This is a genomic window from Rhodococcus sp. PvR044 (genome assembly GCF_040548995.1).
Lineage (GTDB): Bacteria > Actinomycetota > Actinomycetes > Mycobacteriales > Mycobacteriaceae > Rhodococcus_G > Rhodococcus_G oryzae.
In genome coordinates this window covers 35,032-54,632 of sequence record NZ_JBEPSX010000018.1, presented here as the reverse complement: position 1 = coordinate 54,632, position 19,601 = coordinate 35,032, and the positions used below count along the sequence as shown (strand labels likewise).

Below are 19,601 nucleotides of genomic sequence, written 5' to 3'. Positions count from 1 at the left end.
ACCCCGACAACGGGGCACCGACACTCCTCACGCCTTGGTGATCACGACCCGCGCGCCCTCGCCCAGGTCGACGGCCCCTGGACCGCTGGCCTCGCCGAGCTCGAGGCTGGTCGCGAGGATCTCCCCCGCGATCAGCTCACGGTGCCTGACGGCCCAGTCGAGCCGGTCCTCGGGCACCTGCAACGTGACGACGATCCGGTCCGAGACCTCCAGGCCCGCCGCGCGGCGGGCGTCCTGCAGCTCGCGGATGCGGTCCTTCGCCCAGCCCTCGGCCTCGAGCTCCTCGGTGACCGCCGAATCGAGGACGACCAGGCCCGCGTTCTCCGGCAGGGCCGCGGTGGACTCGGGCTCGGCGGCGACCAGGCGCTGGGTGTACTCGGACGGGAGCAGCGCGATGCCGGCTTCAGGAGCGGAGCCTGCGGAGCGACCCGGCCACACCGTGACGACACCGTCCACCTCGGACCAGTCCCCCGCCTTGACCGCCTTGATGACCGTCTGCACGTCCTTGCCGAGACGCGGGCCCGCGGCCCGTGCGTTGACGACGAGCTCGAACTTGCCGTGAACGTCCACGTCCTCGGTCAGGTCCACCTTCTTGACGTTGACCTCGTCGGCGATGATGCCGAGGAACGGGCGCAACCGCTCCGCGTCCTCGGCCGCGACGGTCACCTCGGGCAGCGGCAACCGCACCCGCAGGTTCTGCGCCTTGCGCAGGCCGAGCACGGTCGAGCAGACCGAGCGGACCTCGTCCATCGCGCTGACCAGCTCCGGATCGGACGGCAGATCGGTGGCCTCCGGCCAATCCGTCAGGTGCACCGAACGCCCGCCGGTGAGGCCGCGCCAGATGACCTCGGTGACCAAAGGCAGCAGCGGCGCCGCGAGCCTCGTCACGACCTCGAGCACGGTGTGCAGGGTGTCGATGGCGTCGCGGTCCTCGTCCCAGAACCGCGTCCGGGACCGGCGCACGTACCAGTTGGTCAGCGCGTCGCAGAAGGTCCGCAGCTCGTCGCAGGCACCGGCGATGTCGTTGACCTCGAGCGCCTCGGTGATCGCGTCACGGGTGCCCGACAACTTCGCCAGGATGTACTTGTCGAGCACATTCGGCGAATCGGTGCGCCACTGTCCCGGCTTGCCCGCGTACAGCTGCAGGAAGCTCCACGCGTTCCACAGCGGCATCAGGGCCTGCCGGGAACCCTCGCGGATGCCCTGCTCGGTGACGACCAGGTTGCCGCCGCGCAGGATCGGCGAGGACATCAGGAACCACCGCATGGCGTCCGAGCCGTCCCGGTCGAACACCTCGTTGACATCGGGGTAGTTGCCCTTGGACTTGCTCATCTTCAGGCCGTCGTCGCCGAGCACGATGCCGTGGGCGGCGACGGTCTTGAACGCCGGGCGGTCGAAGAGCGCGGTCGCCAGCACGTGCAGCGTGTAGAACCAGCCGCGGGTCTGGCCGTTGTACTCGACGATGAAGTCGCCGGGGTTGTGGCCTTCCTGCCCGTTGCCGCCGTCGAACCAGTCCTTGTTCTCGAACGGGTAGTGCACCTGCGCGTACGGCATCGAGCCGGACTCGAACCAGCAGTCCAGCACCTCGGGGACGCGACGCATCATCGACTTGCCGGTCGGGTCGTCCGGGTTCGGGCGGACCAGGTCGTCGATCATCGGCCGGTGCAGGTCGGTCGGCCGCACGCCGAAGTCGGCCTCCAGCTGGTCGAGCGAGCCGTACACGTCCGTCCGCGGGTATGCCGGATCGTCCGAGATCCAGACCGGGATCGGGCTCCCCCAGTACCGGTTGCGGCTGATGTTCCAGTCGCGGGCGCCCTCGAGCCACTTGCCGAACTGCCCGTCGCGGATGTGCTCGGGAACCCAGGTGATCTCCTGGTTCAGCTCGACCATCCGGTCCCGGAACTTGGTCACGGCGACGAACCACGACGGCACCGCCATGTAGATCAGCGGCTGGCCGCTGCGCCAGCTGTGCGGGTACGAGTGCTCGATCGTCTCGTGCCGCAGCAGCTTGCCCGCCGCCTTGAGATCCTTGGCGATGAGCGGGTTGGCATCAAAGACCTGCACACCTTCGTAATCCGGCACCATCGAGGTGAACTTGCCGCCCGCGTCGAGCGGCTGCACGATCTCGATGCCGTTGGCCGTCGCGCAGTCCATGTCCTCCTCACCGAAAGCCGGTGCGAGGTGGACGATTCCGGTGCCGGAGTCCGTGGTGACGTAGTCGGCGGCGAGAGTGCGGTGCGCATTCTCGTGGCCCTTGCCGCGGCCGTGGAAGAAGTCGAACGGCGGCTCGTAGGACAGGCCGACCAGCTCGGCGCCCTTGTGCTCGGAGAGCACGGCGGGCTCCTCGCCGAGTTCGCGGGCGTAGTGGGACACCCGATCCTTGGCGAGCACGTACCGCTTGCCGTCCTTGCCCTCGACCTGGACGTAGTCGATCTCGGGGTGCACGGCGATCGCCAGGTTGGACGGCAGCGTCCACGGCGTGGTGGTCCAGATCAGCGCGTTCGCGCCGTCGAGCGGCGACCCGGGTGCGACGAGCGGCATGTCGACCGTGACCGCCGGGTCCTGACGCATCTTGTACGCGTCGTCGAGCTTGGTCTCCTGGTTCGACAGCGGGGTCTGCTCGTACCAGCTGTACGGCAGCACCCGGAAGCCCTGGTAGATCAGTCCCTTGTCGTGCAGCTCCTTGAACGCCCACATGACCGACTCCATGAAGTCCAGGTCGAGGGTCTTGTAGTCGTTGTCGAAGTCGACCCAGCGCGCCTGGCGGGTGACGTATTCACGCCACTCGTCGGTGTAGCGCAGCACCGAGGACTTGCAGGCGGCGTTGAACTCGGCGAGGCCCATCTGTTCGATCTCGGACTTGTCCTTGATGCCGAGCTGCTTCTCGGCCTCGAGCTCGGCGGGCAGCCCGTGGCAGTCCCAGCCGAACCGGCGCTCGACCTTCTTGCCGCGCATCGTCTGGAAGCGCGGGATGAGGTCCTTGACGTAACCGGTGAGCAGGTGACCGTAGTGCGGCAGGCCGTTGGCGAAGGGCGGGCCGTCGTAGAAGACGAACTCGGGCGCGTCGGCCCGGTTGGCGATGGAGGCGCGGAACGTGTCGTCCGAGGCCCACTCGGCCAGCACCCGCTGCTCGAGTTCGGGGAAACGCACGTTCGTGTTGGCCTTGCCGCCGCCGAGATCAACTCGCGGATAGCCGGCGCCCGTCTGGTCGGATCCGTTGCCGGTCGAGTTGTTCGTCAACTCAGTACTCCCTCGTGCCGTGTCTGGCACGGGGACGACGGCAGCGCCTCTGCGCTGCGACCGCGGTACCACCCCGCTTGCCCGGACACGGCAGCGCCGCCGCCCGGACCTCTCGTGCTGGGCTGTGACGGGCCCACCCGTTCGGTTCTACTGAGCGACCCGTCCATCTCGAACGCGTGCCGTTCTTCCGAAGGCTCCCCGGTGATGGCCGGATCAACGCCACATACTGACTGCGATTCTAGTCGTCGGCGTCAAATCGCCTGTCCGACGACTCCCGGCTCGCGTCGGCCCGCCCGCCCGATGGCGGGGCACCGGGTTCGGCCGCGTCCGGTGCGGTGTTGCCGCGTAGTGAACTCACCAGCAGCAACACCGCACCGATCACGCAGACCACGATGCATCCCCATGCCCAGACGACCGATCCGGTCGTCAGGGCGATCACCAGCAGCGCGAACCCCACCGCCGCCATTACGAGCGTCAGGACCAGCACGACGGGCGTTTCCGTCTTAGTTGTTGCCCTTGGCGAACGTCTGGCTCAGGCCGGGCTTGGAAGCCTCGCCACCGAACGCCTCCTGGCCACCGTCCACGGGGACCGCGGAACCGCGCTGCTCGAGCTCTTCGAGCTGCGACTCCAGGTAGGACTTCAGCCGCACCCGGTACTCGCGCTCGAACGTCTTGAGCTGCTCGATCCGGCCCTCCAGCACGCTGCGCTGCTGGTTGATGGTGGCCATGATCTCGGTGTGCTTGCGCTCGGCGTCGGCCTGGAGCGCATCCGCCTTCTCCTTGGCCTGACGCAGCTGCGTCTCGGAACGCGTCTGGGCGTCGGAGAGCAGTGCCTCGGACTTCTGCCGTGCGTCGGAGATCATCGCCTCGGAGCGGGTCCGCGCGTCGCTGACCAGCTGCTCGGAGTTGGTCCTGGCCGTGGTGACCAGCTGCTCCGACTCCGTCTTCGCATCGCCGGTCAGGCGGTCCGCCATCTCCTGGGCGAGGCCCAGGATCTTCGCGGCCTGCAGGTTCGCCTCTTCGGTGTTGCCAGGGCGAGCGACGGGAGCGGCGGGCGCGGGGGCTGCGACCGGGGCGACCGGCTTGGGCGGCTCTACAACCCGAACGGGCTCCGGCGCGGCACCTGCCGGCCGAGGAGCCTTCTTCGCATCCGCGAGCTCCTGATCGAGCTCACCCACGCGCTGGCGGAGATCCGCGTTCTCCTCGATCAGTCGCGAGAGCTCCTGCTCGACGAGGTCGAGAAACGCATCGACCTCGTCTTCGTTGTAGCCCCGCTTGCCGATAGGCGGCTTGCTGAACGCGACATTGTGCACATCAGCTGGTGTCAGCGGCATGGAAGGATCCCTTCACGCGTCTGTTGGCGGTCGAGCAAGCATTCAGTTATAGCGCATACAGCGGGAAACCAAGCAATCCCACTGTAACTGGCGTCCATTCTGTCACACCAGACCCGTAGGTCGCGCCACGACTCAACCATCGACATCACGCGGCCAGTCCTTGAACGACCGACATCAAGATGAAGACGATGAACAGCAAGACCATGATTGATAGGTCCAACCGAACCCCGCCGAGATTTATCGACGGAATTAGCCGCCGGAGCAGCTTGATCGGTGGATCTGTGACCGTAAATATCGCTTCGAGAATGACAACCACAATGCCGGTGGGTCGCCAATCGCGAGCAAATGTCCGGATGAACTCGACGATGATCCGTCCGATGAGTAACAACCAAAAGACGAAGAGCAGGAAGTAGATCACCGCGAACAAGGTCACTCCATCACTTTGCCTGACTCGGCCGGACCAATCAAAACGAGATCGGTCCGCACCGGCCTCAGGACATCCGGCCGGGCCAGCCTACTTCCAGCCCGTCCAGACCGCCTATTTCTGGTTGTAGAAGCCGGTTTCGGCGATCCGACGCCGCTCCTCGGCGGAGACATCGATATCGGCAGGTGAGAGGAGAAACACTTTTGTGGCCACCTTGTCGAAGGAGCCGCGCAGCGCGAACGCCAGGCCGGCCGCGAAGTCGACGAGGCGCTTGGCGTCGGCGTTGCTCATCTCCACCAGGTCCATGATGACCGGGGTGCCGTCGCGGAAGCGCTCGCCGATGATACGAGCCTCGCCGTAGTCGCGGGGGCGGAGCGTGGTGATCTTGGACAGCGGTCCGCCCTCGTCGAATACGGGCGCGCGTCGGCTCTCGACGCGCGGCTGGGTGTCGACCGCGAGCGCGCCGCGGGTCGCGGGCGTGCGGGCACCGACGGGAGCGCCGGGACGGGTGCTGCGCGCGGGCAGCGGCTCCATCCGACGGGGCGCGGCCGGGCGGTCGAGCTCGTCGAGCTCGTCGCGGGGCACGTAGCCGACATCGTCGTACTCACGGTCCAGCTCACCCTCGTAACGTCCACCGCGGGGTGCGCGGCGCGGCTCCTCGAGGTAATCGTCTTCGTAATCCTCGAGGGGGACCATGCCGAAGTAAGCCTTGAACTTGTGCAGAGTGCTCATCGTCGACCTTCCTTGGCGCGGCGGACAATCGGGCGGTGCGCCGATCAGTTCGAGGCTATCGGCCGGGAACCCAACAGTGCGGTTCCGACACGCACGCAGGTGGAACCGTACCGTACGGCGACCTCCAGATCACCGGTCATCCCCGCCGACAATTCCGTCGCCGCGGGATGACTGCGGAGCAGCTCCGTGTGCGCGGCCTGCAGCGCCGCGAACGCCTGCTCCGGATCGGCCCCCAACGGGGGAACCGCCATCAGCCCCGAAAGCTCAAGCCCGGCCGCCGATTCGGTGCGGTCGGCGAGCTCGGGCAGCTCGTCGAGCGGTACGCCACCACGGAGCGGGTCGCCGTCCAGACTGACCTGGAGCAGCACCCGCAGCGGCCGGTCCCTGCCGCCCTCCCCCAATGCGACGGTCGCGGCCTTCGCGAGGGCATCGACCAGCCTCGGGCTGTCCACGGAGTGAATTGCGTAGGCCCACTGTGCGATAGAGCGGGCCTTGTTCCGTTGCACGCTGCCGATCATGTGCCACCGGACATCGCCGATGCCTGCTGCGTCGAGCTCACCGAGCTCGGCGACCTTGGACGAGGCCTCCTGCTCGCGTGACTCACCGAACTCGCGACAGCCCAGCCCGAACAGGATTGCGACATCGGAGGCCGGGAAGAACTTGGTCACCGGCAGCAACTGGACGTCGTCCGGGTCGCGGCCCGCATCCAGGCAGGCCCGCGTCAGCCGCTCGCCGACACTGGTGAGCGCGGATGCGATCTCGGCTGCCCGCGGCGACGGTGCGTCATTCACCTGGCGTCGACTCCATCCAGATCACACCCGCCAGCCGCCCGGTCGGCGCGCCCCGACGATGACTGAACAGCGCGCGGTCCTCGATCGTGCAGCGCGGGTCCTCCGCCACCCCGGACACGCCGGCCTGCAGCAGCTGGCGGCGCAGGCCCGCCCGCAGGTCGATCCCAGGGGTGCCGTGCACCGTAGTGGTCGCGCTGCCCGGCAGATGCTTCTCGACGTCCGCGCGCATCGCCGCGGGCACCTCGTACTGACGGCCGCTCGCCGCGGGTCCGAGGAAGGCGCCGATCCGTTCGACCGCCGCGCCCTTCGCCACCATCGCGTCCAGCACGCGCGGCACGATCCCGATCCGGGCACCGACCCGGCCTGCGTGCACCGCGGCGATCACCCCGGCCTTGTCGTCGGAGAGCAGCAGCGGCACGCAGTCCGCGGACAGCGTCACCAAAGCCAGATCGGGCACGTCCGTGACCAGCGCGTCGGTCGCCTCGACGACACCCGTGACGGGCCCGTCCACCACGGTGACGTTCCGACTGTGGATCTGCTCCATCCAGACCAACCGCTCGAACGGCAATCCGATGCCGTCCGCGAGCCTGCGACGGTTCGCGGCCACAGCGGCCGGGTCGTCGCCGACGTGGTCGCCGAGATTGAAGGAGTCATACGGGGGCGCCGAGACGCCCCCGGTTCGAGAGGTGACTACCCGACGAACCCGGAAGCCGCCCGTCACCGACGCATGAAGTCGGGCACGTCCACGTCGTCGACGTCGTCATCGGTGACCGGCACGGTTCGACTCGGTGCGCTCACGGGGACCGGCGGCAGACCGGAACCGGTGTTCTCGCGACCGTCGCGACGCTCGCGTCCGTCGCGTCCGTTCGGCGCGGGAGTGGGATCGGGGGCCTGGTGCTGCGGCGGCCGACCGATCTCACCGGCGCGGCCGGCTCCGATCGCACCGTTACCCGCCGCCGACGACGCCGCGGCGGCGGCCGGCTCGACCGGGCGACGCGTCGGCGTGCCGCCGTCGAAGCCCGCCGCGATGACCGTCACCCGGACCTCGTCGCCGAGCGAATCGTCGATGACCGTGCCGAAGATGATGTTCGCATCGATGTGGGCGGCTTCCTGCACCAGCGAGGCCGCCTCGTTGATCTCGAAAAGGCCCAGGTCCGAGCCGCCCGCGATGGACAGCAGCACGCCGCGCGCACCCTCCATCGAGGCCTCGAGGAGCGGCGAATTGATCGCCGACTCGGCAGCCTTGATCGCCCGGCCCTCACCGCGCGAGGATCCGATGCCCATCAGCGCGCTGCCCGCTCCGGACATGACGCCCTTGACGTCCGCGAAGTCCACGTTGATCAGGCCGGGGGTGGTGATCAGGTCGGTGATGCCCTGGACGCCGTTGAGGAGGACCTCGTCGGCGCTGCGGAACGCGTCCATCAGGCTCACGGCGGCGTCGCCGAGCTGGAGCAGCCGGTCGTTGGGGATCACGATCAGCGTGTCGCAGGACTCCCGCAGGGCCTGGATCCCGTTGTCCGCCTGGCCGCCACGCCGCTTGCCCTCGAAGGAGAACGGCCGGGTGACAACGCCGACGGTCAGCGCGCCCAGCTTGCGGGCGATGCTCGCCACGACCGGTGCGCCACCGGTACCGGTGCCACCGCCCTCGCCTGCGGTCACGAAGACCATGTCCGCGCCCTTGAGGACCTCTTCGATCTCGTCCTTGTGATCCTCGGCGGCCTTGCGGCCCACCTCGGGGTCGGCGCCTGCGCCGAGACCGCGGGTGAGTTCTCGGCCGACATCCAACTTGACGTCGGCGTCGCTCATCAGCAGCGCCTGCGCGTCGGTGTTGACGGCGATGAACTCGACTCCCTTGAGTCCCTGCTCGATCATGCGGTTGACCGCATTTACGCCGCCGCCGCCGATGCCGACGACCTTGATAACGGCGAGGTAGTTGTGCGGGGGCGTCATGGGCTCTCGCCTTCCGTGTGTGTGAACGCGCTCGGGGTGATGCTCGTATAACTGAAATTACGTCGTGCTGGTGGGGCGGATGTTGCTGGTGATGCGGCACTTCTCAGATAAACCCTCAACCTCAACCATAGGCTTAGAGTTATGTCAAGTAGCCGACTGAAACGAAACGCTATGCACGACAGGTCCGATCCGCCAGCAGGCGCGCCGACGGGCGACACGATTTGTCGTCGCGCTCATTTGACGGTGACCAGATCGGGACTCGAGATGTCGTACACCTTGCCCGGCTGGCCGAGCAGCGGCAGCGCGATGGCGGACTTGCGTTCGGTGTTCTCGACGCTCCCCCACACCAGCTGCCGCCCGTCGAGCAGGGTGACCCGGATATCGGAGATCGAGCCTGCGGCGACCTCCCCGACCTGGGCCCGCAGCGGCGGCGGCATCGAGGTGAGCACCTTGAGCGCGTCGACCGTCACCGGATCCTCCAGACCGGGCCGCTCGACCTTCAGGCGCGGCACCCCAGGCGGCGGCGGTTCGATCGCGTAGGCGACCGCGCCCGCGTCCATCAGGTGGGTGCCCTCGGGGGTGTCGTAGAAGACGGCGGGCGCCCGCTCGACGACCGTGACCCGCACCGTGGACGGATAACGGCGTTCGACCCGCGCATGATCGACCTTCGGAATCGAGGCCACCCTCCTGGCGGCCGCGTCCACATCGACCTGCAGCAGCGGCTTCCCGGTCGGGATGGCAAGGATCGTCAGCACCTCGTCGCCGGGGACGCCGACGTTGCCGACCACCGAGACCTTGCGCACCGAGAGCACCGGGGTGAACCAGGCCGCCGCGACGAGGCCGACCAGCGCGATCACCGACAGCGCGATGATCAACGGCCGCTTCCGAATACGTGGGCGGCTGCCCCGACGAGGTTTCCCGGCGGCTCGCTTGCTCTCCTTGCGGTCGCGCTTGCCCCCCTTGCGATCTCGCTTGCTCCCCTTACGCTCGGGGCGTGCGGATCGCGCCTCGGGCCCGGCGGGGCCTGCGGCGCGATCCTCGCCCCCGGCAGCGGGGCGCGCGGCGCGACCCTGGCTGTCCGTCGTCACCGCGGTCGGCCCGCGGCGGGTGTGGCCCCGAGGGCGCCGAGGATCTCCTTGCCGAGCATCGTCACGTCGCCCGCACCCATGGTGATCACGATGTCGCCGGACCGCGCGAGCGCGGCGATCTGGCGGGGGGCGAGCGAGAGATCCGGCTGGTAGTGCACCGGCTTGGTGACCGCCTGCGCGACCAGCGCGCCGCTGACCCCGGGCAGGGGCTCCTCCCGCGCGCCGTACACGTCGAGCACCACCACCTCGTCCGCGAGGTCGAGCGCGGCACCGAACTCCTCGGCGAACGCCAGCGTTCGCGAGTACAGGTGCGGCTGGAAGACCACGATCACCCGGCCGTTCGCCGATTCCGTTCCCGGCCGGACCAATTCGCGGGCCGCCCCGAGCACGACGCGGACCTCGGTGGGGTGGTGGGCGTAGTCGTCGAACACCCGCACGCCGTTCTCACGGCCGGTGGACTGGAAACGCCGATGCACGCCGCCGAACCCGGCGATGCCCTCGATGACCTCCTCGACCGTCGCACCCACCTCGCGGGCGGCGAGGATCGCGCCCATCGCGTTGAGCGCCATGTGCCGGCCCGGCACCGCCAATCGCAGTGTGCGCACGCCTTCTTCGCCGGAGAGTTCGAACTCTGCGATGCCCCCGATGTCGCGGGCCTGCCAGCTCACCAGGCGGGCGCCGATCTCGATACCCTCCACCGAGACGTCACCGCTGCCGTAGCCGAGGACCCGGATGCCGGGCAGGTCGCGGGCCACCACCCGCTGGGCCAGTGCCGCCGAGCCCGGGTCGTCGAGACACACCACGAGCAGGCCCCCCGGGGCGATCCGCTCCGCGAAATCGTCGAAGACCTGGACGTAGGCCTCGGTGGTCCCGAAATAATCGAGGTGATCGGCCTCGACATTCGTCACGATGACCACGTCGGGGTCGTACTGCAGCAGCGAGCCGTCGCTCTCGTCGGCCTCCGCCACGAAGACGTCGCCGGTTCCGTGGTGGGCGTTGGTGCCCGCCTCGTTGAGCTCACCGCCGACCGCGAACGACGGGTCGACACCGCAGTGCTGCAGGGCGACCACGAGCATGGAGGTGGTGGAGGTCTTGCCGTGCGTACCCGCGACCAGCAACGTGCGGTTGCCCTGCATCAGCGAGGCGAGCACCGCCGGGCGAAGGATCACCGGGATGCCGCGCTCGCGCGCTGCCACCAGCTCCGGGTTGTCCTTCGGAATGGCCGCGTGCGTGGTCACCACGACCGTCGGGCCGCCGGGCAGCAGGTCGAGCGCGCCCGCGTCGTGCCCGATCCGGACCTGGGCGCCGCGGGCCCGCAGCGCGAGCACCCCGCGGCTCTCCTTGGCATCCGAGCCGGACACCTGACCGCCCCTGGCCAGCAGGATCCGGGCGATGCCGGACATGCCTGCGCCGCCGATGCCGACCATGTGGACTCGCTGCAACTCGGGGGGCAACTGCGCCCCGCGCACCTCGGTCATCGCCCGCCCTCCGACCTCTCCGACTGCTTGGACACCCCGAGTCCCTTCGCCACGTCGAGCACGATCCGGGCCACCGCCTCCGCCGCATCCCGGTGCCCGGCATCGGCGGCGGACCTGCCCATCTCGCTCAGCCGGGCGGCATCGCCCAGCAACGGCACCACCGTATCCGCCACGAACTGCGGCGTGAGGTCGGCGTCGGCGACGATCATGCCACCGCCCGCCCGCACCAGCGGCTTCGCGTTGAGCTCCTGCTCGCCGTTGCCGTGCGGCAGCGGCACGTAGACCGCGGGCATGCCGACCGCGGAGACCTCCGCGACGGTCATGGCCCCGGAGCGGCAGATCGCGGCGTCGGCGGCCGCGTACGCCAGATCCATCCGGGACAGATACGGCACCGCCACATACGGCGCGGCCGGGTTCAGCTGGGCCACCTCGAGCGTGTTCTTCGGGCCGTGCGCGTGCAGCACCGAGATCCCGGCCGCGGCCAGCGCCTCGGCGGCACCGGAGACGGCCTCGTTCAGCGAACGCGCGCCCTGGGACCCACCGAACACCAGCAACACCGGGCCGTCCGCGGGCAGACCGAAATGCGCCCTGGCCTCGGCGCGCAGCCCGGCGCGATCGAGCCCGGTGATCGAGGCGCGGACGGGGATCCCTACGACCTCCGCGTCCGAGGCACCTCGAGCGGCGACTCCCGAACCCGGCACGGCGGCGAGCACGCGGGCCGCGACCCGGGCACCGAGCTTGTTCGCGATGCCTGCGCTGGCGTTTGCCTCGTGCACGACGACCGGGACCCGTCGACGGCGGCGGGTGAGCCCCTTGCCTGCCGCCAGGTACGCGGGCAGGGCGACGTAGCCACCGAACCCGACGATCACGTCGGCGTTCGTCTCCTCGAGCACCTCGCGGGTGCGCCGCACCGAGCGGACGACCCGGCCCGGCAGCCGCAGCAGATCCTTGGACGGCTTGCGCGGCAGCGGCACCGGCGGGATCAGTTCGAGGCGGTAGCCACGCTCGGGAACCAGGGTCGTCTCGAGCCCACGCTCGGTGCCGAGCGCGGTGACCGTGACGGAGGGGTCGAGCCTGCGCAGCGCATCGGCCACCGCCATCGCGGGTTCGATGTGTCCGGCGGTACCCCCGCCCGCGACGACGACGGACGGACCGGTTGAGGCGCGCGACGCGACCGGTGAAGTCTCTGAAGTGCCGCTCACCTACGAAATCCTCGCTCTCCTGTGCGGCCGTTCGACCGTCGTGTCCGCTCGTCTGATGCTAGTGCCCGTCCGCGTCGCGGATCCGCCCGCCGCGGGTCGGGGGCGGGCCTGCCCGCCACCGCCCGCCTGCGCGGCGGCGGGGCGGCGGCCCGCTGCTGCTGGGCGGCCCGCTGCTGGGCCGCGCGCTTCTGTGCCGCCTTCGCCTGTGCCGCCTTGCGTGCGGCCTCCGCCCGTGCGGGCGAGTACTGCTCCGGCATGGGCAGCCGCAGCATCCTGCCGAACCGCCCGACCTGACCGGCGTGCAGGGCGGCGACCGCCTCCGGCTCGTGCCTGGCGGCGTTGGCGATGACGCCGAACATGAACAGGGTGATCGCGATCGAACTGCCACCCGCGGAGACGAGCGGCAACTGCAGTCCGGTGACCGGGAGCAGGCCGATCACGTAGCCGATGTTGATCAGCGCCTGGGCCAGGATCCAGGTGGTCGCGGTCGCGGTGAGCAGGCGCAGGAACGGGTCGATCGAGCGCATCGCGATCCGCAGCCCCGCGTAGACGAACAGCGCGAACAGCCCGATCACCAGCATGCAGCCAAGGAAGCCCAGTTCCTCGCCGATGATCGCGAAGATGAAGTCGTTGTGCGAGTTGGGCAGGTAGCTCCACTTGGCCCGGCTCTGCCCGAGCCCGCGACCGAACAGGCCGCCGTCGGCGAGGGAGAACTTGGCCTGTCTGCCCTGATAGCCGATGCCCTGCGGGTCGGCGCCGGGGTTCAGGTAGGCCTTGACGCGGTCGGACCGGTAGCCGGCGGTCAGCGCCAGCACCAGCGCGGCCGCGGCACCTGCCCCGACGATGCCGAGGAACAGGCGCAGGGGCAGTCCGGCAAACCAGAGCAACGACGCCAGGATGATGCCGAACGCGATGGTGGTCGACAGGTTCGGCTGCAGCACGATGAGCACGCAGACCAGGAGCGCCGCGGGCACCAGCGGCACCACCATCTCCTTGATGGAGGCGTTCTGCCTGCGGGATGCCAGCAGATGCGCGCCCCAGACCACCAGGGTCACCTTCGCCAGCTCGGACGGCTGGAACGACAGCGGGCCAAGGGTGAACCAGCGTCGTGCGCCGCCCGACAGGGTGCCGATGCCGGGGATCAGCACCAGGGCCAACAGCACCACCGACACGGCGAACGCGGGCAATGCCATCGTGCGCATGACCCGGACCGGCAGCAGCAGCGCCACGTAGAACAGCACGGTTCCGAGCGCGACGAAGATCAGCTGCGTGGTGAAGATGCCGTAGGCGGAGCCGCTGTCGGCGTACGCCTCCACGCTCGAGGACGACAGCACCATCACGAGCCCGAGCACGGTGAGCAGGCCGGTGATCGTGACGATCAGGTGGAAGGAGGCCAGCGGGCGCGCCAGCCAGGCGCCGAAGCGGGTGCGGGGTCCCGCGGCCTGCTTCATCGCGACCGACCCGCCACTTCCGCCACGGCCTGTGCGAAGCTCCGGCCGCGGTGCCCGTAGTCGGTGAACATGTCCAGCGACGCCGCCGCGGGCGCCAGCAGAACCGTGTCCCCCGGCCTGGCCATCGACGCGGCGGTGCGGACCGCGCGCGCCATCACGGCATCGGGCGATTCCGGGCTCGGCGCGGGACTCACCCCTGCATCGTCTCCCGCATCCACCCGCACGACCGGCACCTGGGGTGCGTGTCGCGCGAGTGCCTGTGCGATCTGCGTCGCATCGCGGCCGAGCAGGACCGCGCCGACGAGCCGATCGGCCACCTCGGTGACGAGTTCGTCGACGCTCGCGCCCTTGAGCAGACCGCCCGCGACCCACACCACCCGTGGGTGTGCCAGCAGCGACGAGCGTGCGGCGTGCGGGTTCGTCGCCTTCGAGTCGTCGATGTACGTGATGCCGTCCGCCTCGGCGACGAGCGCCGCGCGGTGCGGGCCGACCTGGTAGCTGCGCAGACCCTCCCGAACCGCAGCGGCGCCGACGCCGATCGACCTGGCCAATGCGGCCGCGGCCAACGCGTCCATCTGACCCGCGGGTCCTGGCGGGGTGATCTCGTCGGCCAACGCGAGGGTCTCGTCGTCCGCGAAGGCGCGGTCGACGAGGCGGTCACCGTCCACCCCGAGCTCGCCGGGAGCGGGCAGGCCCAGCCGGAACCCGACGGTCCGCCCTGCGGTGGACACCCGCGACAGTCCGGCCGTGACCGGGTCGTCGAGCCCGAGCACCGCGACGTCCCCGGTCAGCACCTGCGCCTTCGCGTCGATGTAGCCCTTCATGCCGCCGTGCCAGTCCAGGTGGTCCTCGGCGATGTTGAGGATCACCCCGGCCGTCGGGTGCACCGACGGCGCCCAGTGCAGCTGGAACGAGGAGAGCTCGACCGCCAGCACCTCGTTGCGGGGGCGCTCGGCCCGGAGCGCGTCGACGATCGGCAGGCCGATGTTCCCGCAGGCGACCGTCGCGATCCCGGCGGCCCGCAGGATCGACTCCAGCATCGAGGTGGTGGTCGTCTTGCCGTTGGTGCCGGTCACCACCAGCCACTTCCTGGCGGGTCCGTATACCTGCGCGCGGTCGAGCCGCCAGGTGAACTCCACGTCGCCCCAGATCGCGACCCCGGCGCCCGCAGCCGCGGACAGCACGGGCGCGTCGGGGCGCCAGCCGGGGCTCGTGACGACCAGCGCGAACGCGCCGATCTCGGCCGCGGCCCGCTCCGGCGCCGTGACCTCCACCCCGGTCGAAGCGGCCAGGGCGTCGAGCGAGGCCTGGTTGCCGTCGGTGACCGTGACATCGGCGCCCAGCTCGCGGAGCGGTTCGATCAGGGCCCGGCCGGAGATCCCCGATCCCGCGACCAGGACCCGGCTGCCGTGCAGGCGGGCGAACTCGGGCGGCAGAACCGACGGAGGTCCGGAAGGAACTGCGGCGCTGTGGAGTGACAAGCTCAGCCTCCGATGTCGGCGAGGTACTCGCTGTAGAACAGCGCGAGTCCGATGGCCGAGGCGATCGCGGCGAGCAACCAGAATCTGATGATCACCGTGGTTTCCGCCCACCCGGCCAACTCGAAGTGATGATGGAACGGCGCCATCCGGAACACCCGCCGCCTGCTCGATCGGAACACCGCGACCTGCACGACCACCGAGGTCGCCTCGGCGACGAACAGCGCTCCGACGACCACCATCAGCAGCTCGGTGCGGGTGACGATGGACAGCCCGGCGAGCAGGCCACCGAGGGCGAGCGAGCCGGTGTCGCCCATGAAGATCTTCGCGGGCGCCGCGTTCCACCACAGGAAGCCGATGCACGCGCCTGCCGCCGCGGCACAGATCAGCGCCAGGTCCAGCGGGTCGCGGACGTCGTAGCAGCCCGTGACCGGATCGCGCTCGCACGAGTTGCGGTACTGCCAGAAGGTGATGATCGTGTAGGCGCCGAGCACCAGGGTCATCGAGCCTGCCGCGAGACCGTCGAGCCCGTCGGTCAGGTTCACGGCGTTCGACCAGGCGCTGACCAGCAGGTAGCAGAACAGGATGAACACCACCGAGCCCATCGACACCGTGGCGATGTCTCGGACATAGGACAGGTTCGTGCTGCCCGGTGTCAGGCCGGTCGCGCCGGGGAACTGCAGCGCCAGGATTCCGAACAGGACAGCCGCGATCAGCTGACCGACCAGCTTCGCGGTCTTGTTCAGCCCGAGGTTGCGCTGCTTGCGGATCTTGATGAAGTCGTCGAGGAAGCCGACACCGCCGAGCATGGTCGTCAATCCGAGGACCAGGAGCGCGGAGGCGCTCGGGCCGTCCGCGTCGTAGCCGATCCCGATCAGGTGCGAGCCCCAGTAGCCGGCCCACAGGCCGGCGATGATCGCGACGCCGCCCATGGTGGGGGTGCCGCGCTTGGACTGATGGCTGGCCGGACCCTCGACCCGGATCTCCTGACCGAAGCCCTGGCGCGAGAACGCCTTGATCAGGACGGGGGTGAGCAGGATCGCCACGGCGAGCGCGATACCTCCCGCGAAGAGGATCTGTCTCACTGGTCTTCCTCCGTGTTAGTCCGCTGCTCGCCCTGCGGGCCCTCCAGCAGTGTGTCCGCCACCGCCCACAATCCGACCGACTGTGAGGCCTTGACCAAGACGATGTCATCGCCTGCCAGTTCCGCCTCGAGCACGGCGAGCGCGGCCGCCTGGTCGGGGACCACGATCGACTCCTCGCCCCAGGACCCCTCCATGACCGCGCCCTGGTGCATCGCGCGGGACGGCCTGCCGGTGCCGACCACGATCAGCCTGCTGACGTCCAGTCGTACGGCCAGCCGCCCGATGGCGTCGTGCTCGATCACTGATTCTGGTCCGAGTTCGGCCATTTCCCCGAGCACTGCCCAGGTACGGCGCGGCGCGCCCTCACCCGAACGTCCCATCGACACCAGGGCCTTGAGCGCCGCGCGCATCGAATCGGGGTTGGCGTTGTACGAATCGTTGATCACCGTGACGCCGTCGGCTCGGTGCCGCACGTCCATCCGGCGTACCGACGCGGCCGTCGCGGCGCCGAGTGCCGTGGCGATCTGGGCGACGGTGGCTCCGCATTCCAGTGCCACCGCGGCCGCGGCCAGCGCGTTGCCGATCTGGTGCTCACCGTGCACGCCAAGCTGGATCTGTACCGTCGCGACGTCGCCCTCGTGAGCGGAACCCACCGGGTAGCGGCACTCCAATGTGAAGGAGGGGCGGGCCTCCGCATCGAGGTGCACGTCCACGGCCCGCACGTCCGCACGCTCGGACTGACCGACCAGCACCACCCGGGCGCGGGTCCGCTCCGCCATCGCCACGACGAGCGGGTCGTCGGCGTTGAGCACCGCGACCCCGCCGTCCTCCGCCGCGGGCAGCGCCTCGGCGAGCTCGCCCTTGGCCTGCGCGATCGCGTCGCGGGAACCGAACTCACCGAGGTGCGCGGTGCCGACGTTGAGGATGACACCGATCCGCGGCGGGACCGTCTCCGCCAGCGCGGCCACGTGACCGGTGCCCCGCGCGGAGAGCTCGAGGACCAGGAAGTCGGTGTCCGCATCTGCGCGCAGCGCCGTCCAGGGATGCCCGAGCTCGTTGTTGAACGATCCGGGCGGTGCGACCACCGAACCGAGCGGGGTGAGCACCGCCGCCAGCAGATCCTTGGTCGAGGTCTTGCCCGACGACCCGGTGACCCCGACAACCGTCAGGCCTCGCGCCGCCAGGTCATCGGTGCTCGTCCTGGCCAGGGCGGCCAGTGCCTCGAGCACCGCTGCCCCGGAGCCGTCGGTGTCGTGTTCGAGGGCCATCGCGTTGGTCTGCGCGGGCGGCAACGGAGCCACCACGATCGCGGGCACGCCGACCGGGCGGGCGGCGAGCACCGCCACCGCCCCGGAGGCGACGGCCGCGGCCGCATGGTCGTGCCCGTCCACACGGGCGCCGGGCAGCGCGAGGAACAGTCCCCCGGCAGTGACCTTGCGGGAGTCGAACTCCACGGTGCCGGTCACCATGGTGTCGGGATCGGGCACATCGTGCAGCGTGCCGCCGACGATCTCGGCGATCCGGGCCAGGCTCATCGGGATCATCGGACCTGCCCTTCGTCGCTCCGGCCGACCGCGTCTATCGCAGCGGCGAGGACCTCGCGGTCGTCGAATGGGTGCTTCACCCCGTTGATCTCCTGTCCGATCTCGTGTCCCTTGCCCGCGACGAGCACCATGTCCCCCGGCTCGGCCCAGCGGACTGCGTCGGCAATGGCCTCCGCTCGGTCCGCGAACTCGCGGACCTCCGCGCGCGCCGCCTCGGGCACGCCGAGCGCGCCCTCGCGGACCGCCGCGCGGATCGCGGCCGGGTCCTCGCTGCGCGGGTTGTCGTCCGTGATGATCACCAGGTCTGCTCCCCTGGCGCTCACCTCACCCATCATCGGCCTCTTGCCCTGGTCGCGGTCGCCGCCCGCGCCGACCACCACGGCCAGCCGGCCAGCCGACTGTCCGCGCAGTGTCGCGATGACCGCCTCCAGCGCGGCCGGCTTGTGCGCGTAGTCGACGACCGCCAGGAAATCCTGTCCGCGGTCGACCCGTTGCACCCGACCCGGCACGTCAACCGACCCGATGCCCGCGGCGGCCCGCTCCGGGTCGACGCCTGCCGCGGCCAGTGTCGCAAGGGCCAGCAACGCGTTGGCCACGTTGTAGTGGCCGGGCAGGCGCAGCGCGACCGGCAGCGACCCGGTGGGTCCGTGCGCGACGAACCGCTGCGAACCGTCCTCGGCCGCGACGAACTCGGAGGCGGTCCAGTCCGCTCCGTCGGTGGTGATCGAGACAGTCGTCGGGGGCGCCTCGGCTGCGGATTCTGGCGGCACCGCCGCCGCGGATTCTGGCGGCACCGCCGCCGCGGCGATCTCCGCCATCCGGCTGCCCCACTCGTCGTCGACGCACACCACGGCGCGGCGGGCCCGAACGGTGGAGTCCCTGGCGAACAGCCTGGACTTGGCCGCGAAATAGTCGTCGAGTCCGTCGTGGAAGTCCAGGTGATCCTGGGAGAGGTTGGTGAACGCGCCGATCGCGAAGTCGGTTCCGTCCACCCGGCCGAGCGAGAGCGCGTGGCTCGAGACCTCCATCACCACGGTGTCGAGCCCGCGCTCGAGCATCACCGCGAAGAGCGCGTGCAGCTGCGGCGCCTCGGGGGTGGTCAGGGCACTCGGCACGCGGCGCCCCTCGATCCGGGTCTCGATGGTCCCGACCAGCCCGGCCCTGCGACCGGACGCGGTCAGACCGGCCTCGACCAGGTACGCGGTGGTCGTCTTGCCTGAGGTGCCGGTGATCCCGATGACCTGCAACCGATCCGCGGGCCGCCCGTAGACGGTGGCCGAGACCTCACCGAGGACCGACCTCGGATCCGGGTGCACCAGCACCGGCAGCGCGGTCGCCGGGGCGAGCGCCGCCAGCGTGGCCATGCCCGCGGGATCGGTCAGCACGGCGACCGCACCTCGTTCGAGGGCGGACGCGGCGAACTCGGCTCCGTGCGCACGGGCTCCGGGCAGTGCGGCGAACAGGTCACCCGGCTCGATGCTCTGGGCGCGTAGCTCGACCCCCGTCACGGAGACGGGGGCGTCGCCCGCGGACTCAGCGGTCGCAGCGGTCGCAGCGGTCGCAGCGGTCGCAGCGGTTCCTGCGACCCATTGGACCCGCGCGCCGATCAGCTCGGCCAGCGCGGTCACCGGCGTCTGCGGTGGGTGTTCGGGGCGCAGGTCGCCAGGCACGGAGCCTGCGGGGCCTGCCACCTCTCCCATCGAGTGCTGCGGAGTGTTCGTCCCTTGCACGGGCAGGTGGCTCCTCTCGGGTTCGGATCGGTGGCTGGGCTGCTGGCCGACGTGTCAGGTTACCGGCGAACTGT

General features: G+C 70.1%; 16 protein-coding genes. All 16 read right to left on the bottom strand.

Features of this window, described 5'->3' with window-relative positions; translation table 11 throughout:
* Positions 1-27: 27 nt before the first annotated feature.
* Positions 28-3,240 carry an isoleucine--tRNA ligase gene (gene ileS, locus ABIC28_RS26335; protein WP_354581673.1) on the bottom strand — a complete coding sequence of 1,071 codons (3,213 nt, stop codon included), beginning with the start codon at positions 3,238-3,240 and terminating at the stop codon, positions 28-30.
* 238 nt (positions 3,241-3,478) lie between these two features.
* On the bottom strand, positions 3,479-3,727 hold the full coding sequence (locus tag ABIC28_RS26330; RefSeq protein ID WP_354581671.1) for a hypothetical protein: 249 nt from the start codon (positions 3,725-3,727) through the stop codon (positions 3,479-3,481).
* Between the two features lie 16 nt (positions 3,728-3,743).
* Positions 3,744-4,574, bottom strand: coding sequence for a DivIVA-like cell division protein Wag31 (gene wag31, locus ABIC28_RS26325; RefSeq protein WP_097212185.1), 831 nt, complete (start codon positions 4,572-4,574; stop codon positions 3,744-3,746).
* Between the two features lie 145 nt (positions 4,575-4,719).
* Positions 4,720-5,007 (bottom strand): YggT family protein, encoded by a 288-nt coding sequence (locus ABIC28_RS26320; RefSeq protein WP_097212184.1) that lies wholly within the window; start codon positions 5,005-5,007, stop codon positions 4,720-4,722.
* Between the two features lie 105 nt (positions 5,008-5,112).
* The gene (locus ABIC28_RS26315; protein WP_097212183.1) at positions 5,113-5,730 is read right to left on the bottom strand and encodes a cell division protein SepF; all 618 of its coding nucleotides are present in this window, start codon (positions 5,728-5,730) and stop codon (positions 5,113-5,115) included.
* A gap of 44 nt (positions 5,731-5,774) precedes the next feature.
* On the bottom strand, positions 5,775-6,521 hold the full coding sequence (locus tag ABIC28_RS26310; protein ID WP_354581668.1) for a YggS family pyridoxal phosphate-dependent enzyme: 747 nt from the start codon (positions 6,519-6,521) through the stop codon (positions 5,775-5,777).
* A complete protein-coding gene (gene pgeF, locus ABIC28_RS26305; protein ID WP_097212181.1) occupies positions 6,514-7,242 on the bottom strand; it encodes a peptidoglycan editing factor PgeF in 729 nt (242 codons plus the stop codon). Before pgeF ends, ABIC28_RS26310 begins: the two co-directional genes overlap by 8 nt.
* On the bottom strand, positions 7,239-8,471 hold the full coding sequence (gene ftsZ / locus ABIC28_RS26300) for a cell division protein FtsZ (protein ID WP_354581665.1): 1,233 nt from the start codon (positions 8,469-8,471) through the stop codon (positions 7,239-7,241). The genes pgeF and ftsZ overlap by 4 nt, the downstream gene beginning before the upstream one ends.
* Before the next feature lie 233 nt (positions 8,472-8,704).
* Positions 8,705-9,346: a cell division protein FtsQ/DivIB gene (locus ABIC28_RS26295; protein WP_245220960.1), complete on the bottom strand. Its 642-nt coding sequence runs from the start codon at positions 9,344-9,346 to the stop codon at positions 8,705-8,707.
* A 209-nt stretch (positions 9,347-9,555) separates the two neighbouring features.
* Complete coding sequence (murC, locus tag ABIC28_RS26290; RefSeq protein WP_097212180.1) at positions 9,556-11,037, bottom strand: UDP-N-acetylmuramate--L-alanine ligase; 1,482 nt, start codon at positions 11,035-11,037, stop codon at positions 9,556-9,558.
* Positions 11,034-12,239, bottom strand: coding sequence for an undecaprenyldiphospho-muramoylpentapeptide beta-N-acetylglucosaminyltransferase (murG, locus tag ABIC28_RS26285; protein WP_354581662.1), 1,206 nt, complete (start codon positions 12,237-12,239; stop codon positions 11,034-11,036). Before murG ends, murC begins: the two co-directional genes overlap by 4 nt.
* Positions 12,236-13,690 (bottom strand): putative lipid II flippase FtsW, encoded by a 1,455-nt coding sequence (ftsW, locus tag ABIC28_RS26280; protein ID WP_354581660.1) that lies wholly within the window; start codon positions 13,688-13,690, stop codon positions 12,236-12,238. The genes murG and ftsW overlap by 4 nt, the downstream gene beginning before the upstream one ends.
* Positions 13,687-15,126 carry a UDP-N-acetylmuramoyl-L-alanine--D-glutamate ligase gene (gene murD / locus ABIC28_RS26275; protein ID WP_374102916.1) on the bottom strand — a complete coding sequence of 480 codons (1,440 nt, stop codon included), beginning with the start codon at positions 15,124-15,126 and terminating at the stop codon, positions 13,687-13,689. Before murD ends, ftsW begins: the two co-directional genes overlap by 4 nt.
* A 47-nt stretch (positions 15,127-15,173) precedes the next feature.
* A complete protein-coding gene (gene mraY, locus ABIC28_RS26270; RefSeq protein ID WP_097212177.1) occupies positions 15,174-16,253 on the bottom strand; it encodes a phospho-N-acetylmuramoyl-pentapeptide-transferase in 1,080 nt (359 codons plus the stop codon).
* Positions 16,250-17,797: a UDP-N-acetylmuramoyl-tripeptide--D-alanyl-D-alanine ligase gene (locus tag ABIC28_RS26265; RefSeq protein ID WP_097212176.1), complete on the bottom strand. Its 1,548-nt coding sequence runs from the start codon at positions 17,795-17,797 to the stop codon at positions 16,250-16,252. The genes mraY and ABIC28_RS26265 overlap by 4 nt, the downstream gene beginning before the upstream one ends.
* Positions 17,794-19,497 (bottom strand): UDP-N-acetylmuramoyl-L-alanyl-D-glutamate--2,6-diaminopimelate ligase, encoded by a 1,704-nt coding sequence (locus tag ABIC28_RS26260; protein WP_354581690.1) that lies wholly within the window; start codon positions 19,495-19,497, stop codon positions 17,794-17,796. The genes ABIC28_RS26265 and ABIC28_RS26260 overlap by 4 nt, the downstream gene beginning before the upstream one ends.
* Between the last annotated feature and the right edge of the window lie 104 nt (positions 19,498-19,601).

Bases quoted from the DNA above. Each gene is read 5' to 3' on its own strand.
- wag31 (WP_097212185.1), bottom strand. From the start codon at position 4,574: ATGCCGCTGACACCAGCTGATGTGCACAATGTCGCGTTCAGCAAGCCG.
- ftsW (WP_354581660.1), bottom strand. From the start codon at position 13,690: ATGAAGCAGGCCGCGGGACCCCGCACCCGCTTCGGCGCCTGGCTGGCG.
- ABIC28_RS26315 (WP_097212183.1), bottom strand. From the start codon at position 5,730: ATGAGCACTCTGCACAAGTTCAAGGCTTACTTCGGCATGGTCCCCCTC.
- murC (WP_097212180.1), bottom strand. From the start codon at position 11,037: ATGACCGAGGTGCGCGGGGCGCAGTTGCCCCCCGAGTTGCAGCGAGTC.
- ftsZ (WP_354581665.1), bottom strand. From the start codon at position 8,471: ATGACGCCCCCGCACAACTACCTCGCCGTTATCAAGGTCGTCGGCATC.
- ABIC28_RS26260 (WP_354581690.1), bottom strand. From the start codon at position 19,497: ATGGGAGAGGTGGCAGGCCCCGCAGGCTCCGTGCCTGGCGACCTGCGC.
- ABIC28_RS26265 (WP_097212176.1), bottom strand. From the start codon at position 17,797: ATGATCCCGATGAGCCTGGCCCGGATCGCCGAGATCGTCGGCGGCACG.